The organism is uncultured Agitococcus sp., assembly GCF_937920075.1.
Classification (GTDB): Bacteria; Pseudomonadota; Gammaproteobacteria; order Pseudomonadales; family Moraxellaceae; genus Agitococcus.
In genome coordinates, this window is record NZ_CALETI010000092.1 from 1 (window position 1) to 1,564 (window position 1,564).

Genomic DNA, 1,564 nt, shown 5'->3' on the forward strand with positions numbered 1-1,564 from the left:
GCCTTAGATAATCAGCGTCTTTTAGAAGCAGATATTGAAGCAGCTAACCCTGTTGAATATCGTATTGTTTATCGTGATGGTGGAATGTGGACTTTCTTTGGTGTACTTAAAGAAATGACCCCGACACATGGTATGGATGATATTCACCGACAAACTTTAGGCATTAAAGTTAGCGGTAAACCTGTTCGTACATTCCCTGTTTAATGAGTGGATATAAAATGAGTCTTAAAGCTGCTATTTTTGCGACTATTGGCGCGGCCATTGCCGAGTTAGTTGCCGTTCCTGAGTTTGGCGATAACTTAAAACTTAATGTCAGTGTTATGACTGTTGCTGAACGTGCCAACTTTGATGAAGCCTATCGTTTGGTTAAAGAAAGTGAACGTGCTATTAACTTTCGTCCGTTGTTGTTGGTGTTTACTGTTAAAGACGAAAACGGCCAAGCTGTGTTTAGTGTTGATGATGTCGAACAAATTAAGCAGCTTAATAGTTTAGCAGTAGTGAGATTGTCGGACGTGGCTTTACGCTTAAATAAAATGCTTAAAGATGATGTTGAGGCTCACGAAAAAAACTCTTAGCGCGTCCTGATCGCCAGTTTTTATTTTTACTGGCGTTAAAACTAGGGCGCACGGTTGCAGAGTTAGAACATACGCTGAGTTATAACGAGTTAATCGAATGGCGTATGTACTTTGAAGAAACGCACTTTGGCGAGCTTAGGGCTGATAGACGTAATGCTGAGTTATTAGCAATGACGTTTAATGTCAATCGTTCGCCAAAACAAACCGCCAAAACGTCTGATGATTTTATGGTTTATAAACCGCGTAAGCATGAGCTTTCAGATGATGATTTAGAAAATAAGATTGATAGTGTTTTTGGTAGTTTTGAATAAAGGCCGCGTTAAGCGGTTTTTTTATGGGTGATTTATGGCAGGCGTTCAAATTGGTGCATTGCACGTTAGTCTAAGCGCGGATAGTGCTGCTTTTGATCGTGGCATGGATCAAGCCCAACAAACTGCTGATGAAGCAATGGGTGGTATTGCTGAAAATGCTAAAAAATTGGCTGGTGTTTTAGCAGGACTTTTTGTTGTTGACGAAATAAAAACACGCATCAAAGAGCAAATTGATTATGCCGATGGCTTAGCTGATATTGCAGCTCGTGCAAACACCACGGCTGAGGCTCTTAGTGCGATGGAATACGCACTGCATTTTAACGATGCGACTTTAGAAGATTATACTGGCGGCTTACAAAAACTTGCTTTGAATATGGATGCTGCGGCACAAGGCAGCAAAGCACAAGCTGATTTATTTGAAACGCTTGGTATTAAATTACGCGAACAAGATGGCCAGTTACGAAATTCATCTGATGTAATGATGGATATTAGTGACGTGTTGGCAGGCATGAACGATGGAGCAACAAAAACAAGTTTAGCAATGGATTTGTTAGGTAAAAGTGCAGGCCCTGCATTGTTGCCCCATCTAAGCCAAGGCAGTGAAGCAATCCGCGAACTAACCGCCGAAGCCGAAAAATTTAACCTTGTTGTTAGCACTGATGCGTCTAATGCGGCTGG

4 protein-coding genes are annotated in these 1,564 nt (G+C 41.4%); all 4 read left to right on the plus strand.

Annotation, left to right across the window (positions count from 1 at the left end):
• A partial coding sequence (locus Q0212_RS03310; protein ID WP_297922185.1) for a hypothetical protein occupies positions 1-204 on the plus strand: 204 nt, incomplete at its 5' end.
• Between the two features lie 14 nt (positions 205-218).
• Entirely contained in the window at positions 219-575 is a 357-nt protein-coding gene (locus Q0212_RS03315; RefSeq protein WP_297922188.1) for a hypothetical protein, read from the plus strand.
• Between the two features lie 104 nt (positions 576-679).
• Positions 680-886, plus strand: coding sequence for a DUF4035 domain-containing protein (locus Q0212_RS03320; protein WP_297922190.1), 207 nt, complete (start codon positions 680-682; stop codon positions 884-886).
• A gap of 34 nt (positions 887-920) precedes the next feature.
• Positions 921-1,564, plus strand: a 644-nt coding sequence (locus Q0212_RS03325) for a hypothetical protein (protein WP_297922193.1), incomplete at its 3' end; no start/stop codon positions are given.